The 4,138-nt window shown below is 61.9% G+C and carries 2 protein-coding genes, 1 pseudogene and 1 riboswitch; of the genes and pseudogenes, 2 read left to right on the plus strand and 1 reads right to left on the minus strand.

Annotated elements, in window-relative coordinates; all coding sequences use genetic code 11:
- Nucleotides 1–110: pseudogene (locus tag ACWTU8_RS31530) on the plus strand (3-oxoacyl-[acyl-carrier-protein] synthase III C-terminal domain-containing protein); the annotation flags it as partial.
- 162 nt (nt 111–272) lie between these two features.
- On the opposite strand, the gene ACWTU8_RS31535 reads toward ACWTU8_RS31530, so the two are convergent.
- Nucleotides 273–1,928: an MFS transporter gene (locus ACWTU8_RS31535; protein ID WP_455851213.1), complete on the minus strand. Its 1,656-nt coding sequence runs from the start codon at nt 1,926–1,928 to the stop codon at nt 273–275.
- Between the two features lie 1,132 nt (nt 1,929–3,060).
- Nucleotides 3,061–3,172, plus strand: a riboswitch (TPP riboswitch).
- Nucleotides 3,173–3,290: 118 nt separating this feature from the next.
- Between ACWTU8_RS31535 and ACWTU8_RS31540 the strand changes: the two genes are divergently transcribed.
- Nucleotides 3,291–4,138 (plus strand): phosphomethylpyrimidine synthase ThiC (locus ACWTU8_RS31540; protein WP_455851214.1); only part of this gene is annotated, 848 nt, incomplete at its 3' end.

Genomic DNA, 4,138 nt, shown 5'->3' on the forward strand with positions numbered 1-4,138 from the left:
AGATGATGCGCCGCTGTTCGGGGGAGGCCTTGGCGGCGGCCGGCGTTTCGGCGTCAGATGTGGCTCGCTTTGTGCCGCATCAGGCCAATGCCCGCATCTTCAACGCGGTCGCTGGCGGCGGCCGGCGCCGGCCTTACCGGCGGGGCACTGGTGGTCGGTTTCTAGTTATAGCTAGGTGTATCTGTCAGGGGAAGATCCGACGACCCGCGGCTCGCTCATCGTCGCGACATTGCTTCAAAGGGGCAACCGCTCGACCCGTGATAAAGCCAACATCAGATCCGCGCGATGAAAGGCGCGATGTGGTCGGCCTTGCGCGGATGCCCGGCCGGCCGTTCAATTGAAAGCCTCATCCGAGGGGAGTGCTCTCCCTGGTGCAGTTCCCGGAGACTATCATCCAGCTCCTTGTCGGCGGTGGTGCGCCGATGGTTGAGGCGAAGGTAGTCGGTCCAGGTCGGCGTGCGGAAACTTTCCGTCCATCGGCAAGGCTCTTGGAGGTCGCGCTCAACGATCTTGTGCCGGGCGCCGAGGCGGCTTTGGGCGCGGCGACGTTCATGCATGAGGGCCAGGAATGCCTTCGTGTTCTCTTCCGGTATCTCGTACTCGATTTTAACGACGATCGGTCCACTTCTCGCTCTAAGTTCGACGGCGACCGCCGGCGCCTTGAATCCCCCCAGGGGATCGTGGTCTGTGTCCTTGTTCTCGAGGACCGGCAATACGAACCCTGTCGCGGCAACCAGCACCAGAGCTCCGGCAGAGCCCACCAGCGCTGTCGTCAGCGAATAATTCTGCGCCACCGTGCCCCATATCCAACTGCCGGCCGCGATCCCGCCATAGGTCAGGGCGTAATAGATCGAGATGGTGCGGCCGACGATCCAGCGTGGGCTTGCCAATTGCACGCTCACGCCAAAGCCGGACCAGGCAAGGACCCAACCAGCGCCACCAAGGGCGAGTACTGTCGCCGCCACTCCAACGGAAGGCGCTGCGGCAAGGGACGCTGAGCACGCCGCGCACCCGAGGCATGCAAGCCTGATCAGCCGTTCCTGAGACATGCGCCGTCTGAAGTGAGCGGCGGTGATGCCTGCGAAAAAGGCGCCGATTCCGAAGCCGGCCATCAGGACGCCGTAGTCGAACGGACCGCCGTTCAAGTGATCGCGAACGACGAGGGGCAGCAGCGCGAGGATGGCGATGCCCGCCAGACCGAGAAGGGCCGCGCGTGTGATCGCGGCCTTGATTTCGGACGAAATCGCCGTGAAACGCGCGCCGTCATAGATCGCGGTGGTCATCCGCTCGCGCGGAAGCGGCGAGGATTGAACGGTCCAATTGGAGCGCCAGATGACGCCCAACGGCACCACATAACTGAGCGTGCTCAGGAGGAGCGCGATCAGAGGCCCGAACGAGGCGACCACGATGCCGCCGAGCGCCGGGCCCACGCTTCGGATGGTGTTGAAACCGATATTGAGGAGCGTGACGGCGGCCGGAATATCGCGCCTTTCGACGATGTCGCCAATTGACGCCTGCCATGCGGGGTCGTTGAGGGCGACGCCGCATCCAATCACGAAACTGACGCCGAGGATGACCCAAGGATCGACAAAGCCGAGCGCTATGAGAGCAGTCAGGACGGCCGAAGCTGCCGCAATTAGCGAGCGGCCGACCAGCATGACACCGCGTCGGCCGAGATTGTCGGCGATGGCCCCGACGAAGACGGACAGGATGAAGGCGGGCAGTGTGGATGCGGCCTGAACCAGCGCCACCATCAGATCCGAAGTCGAGACAGTGGCCATGAGCCAGCCGACGGCAACAGTCTGCATCATCCAGCCTAGGGAGGAGACCTGGGTGGACAGCCAGATGGAGCGGAACGTATGATTCTTGAGCGGTGAAAAAGTGGTTGGCGTTATTGCGTCGGCATTCGCGCGCGCGCCGGTACTCATTTCTCTTCAAGCCTTTGCATCGTGTCTGCGGGCGCGCGCGAGCGCATTGATCGCGAATTCGGTCAGTCGTTCTGGTCTGAGTGTATTCGGTCTGTGGTCCGGCGCCGCAACGAATATTTCTTCGGGAAGAATAAGTCAGGACTGCCTCAATCAACTTCAATTCGTCAGCAAGTTCAACTCTAATTGTGCTAGAGATGCGAAAAGGGAGAGGTCACGAGCCGTGCCGCTGACAGACGCTTCGTTCGCTTTGCGCGATTGCAAAGCCGCTGCTGGCGCTGCCCAACCGCCGACGCCGATCTCGGTCCTATGCGATCCATTATCTGCAGGATCACAGTGGGTGGGCCGGCTCCAGACCCGTCGCGAAGCGCGCCCTCTGAGCGCGCATTTGAATCGAAATCAATGCCGCCGCCGACATTGAAAACCGCCTCACCGTCGTCGTGCAAGATGACCGAGCAGATCGCCACATTGAAACGCATCTCCACGGACGGCGCGAGTCCAGCCGATCGAGCCGCAATAGACATCGCGCGGCCCACGCTCTTACCGGTGCAGGATCTCCATGGCATGGAGCTTCGGAGCCCCGATCACCGATCCGCAAAAAAGACCTCAGCGAGATCTCGCCCACCGAGGTACCTGCCGCGAGCTCGGCCTACGCGGGGCTTACCATCAGGCATCGATCTTAGGCCTTCTACGGTCGGGAGTTCGAGCTGGGTATTTGGCTCAAAGCGGCGTGAAACCGGGGCTCGCGCTGCAAAGCGACGAAGTCGCTACAGTAAGTGGCATAGACACGTGCCTTCGCATAGTCGCCCCTCGCGATGGAGGTGGTGAGAGGTGCTCAGGAGCAGCCCACGCAGGCGCGGCGATGGCTCCGCGGGCGAAGGGTAGCAAATGCGGGCGAGCGTTTTCTTCGCAAAGATGCAAGTGTCCGCCGACGCGGACGGGGTGGCGAGGAGTTGAGCCATCCCTTGCGCCACATGGGCATCGCGTTCGATCAATCTCTCGTTGTGGCAATGCGGATCGAAGCTAGTTAGTCGAGCTGCAAGGTCTAGTGGGCCGCGGCGTTCGAGGAGTTCAATTTCATCTTGTGCACACGCCGCAGCGGCTTTGACAGCGCGGCCTCCCACGTTCAATCTGCGCCCCTCACCAGGGGGGTCCCGGCAAGGGGCTGAGATACTGCTATAGCGCGCAGTGACCCGTTGAACCTGATCCAGTTCATACTGGCGTAGGGACGGTGCGAGGTTTCGCGGGTCGGCAATCCGGCTTCGGCATTCGGGCAATTCCCGTATTCCCCAGGCGAAGCGTCACTTCGTCCTCATCGCCTGGACTGGGTCTCCGTTGGATCAGAGCAAGGAGGCTCACGCATGAATGCCAACACTCCGACGGTCACGGTCGGCGAATTGCCCGCCTCGAAGAAGGCTCACACGCGTCGTCAAGCCCGAGGACAACGGCTTCGTTTCGCCCGATCGCCAAACACCCGCGTTCCCGGTGCGCAATCGGCCGCTGAAGGCGACGACGGATGGGCGCGCGGTCACCCAGCTCGCCTATGCACGCGCCGGCATCATCACACCAGAAATGGAGTTCGTCGCCATTCGCGAAAACCTCGGACGCGAGAAGCTGAAGTATAAGCTCCCACGCGACGGCGAGAGTTTTGGGGCGGCTATCCCGGACTTCGTCACGCCCGAATTCGTGCGCGACGAGATGGCGCGCGGGCGGGCGATCATCCCGGCCAACATCAACCACCCCGAATCCGAGCCGATGATCATCGGCCGCAACTTCCTGACCAAGATCAATGCCAATATCGGCAATTCCGCCGTCACCTCTTCGATGGCTGAAGAGGTGGAGAAGATGGTCTGGGCGATTCGCTGGGGCGCCGACACCGTGATGGACCTCTCCACCGGCCGCAACATCCACAACATCCGCGAATGGATTATTCGCAATGCGCCGGTGCCGATCGGTACGGTGCCGATCTACCAGGCGCTGGAGAAGGTCGGCGGCATCGCCGAGGATCTCACCTGGGAGATCTACCGCGACACACTGATCGAGCAGGCCGAACAGGGCGTCGACTATTTCACCATCCATGCCGGTGTGCGGCTGCATTACGTGCCGCTAACGGTAAACCGCGTGACCGGTATTGTCTCGCGCGGCGGCTCCATCATGGCGAAGTGGTGCCTGCACCATCATCGCGAGAGTTTTCTCTACGAACATTTCGAGGA

This window comes from Mesorhizobium sp. BHbdii (assembly GCF_053848045.1).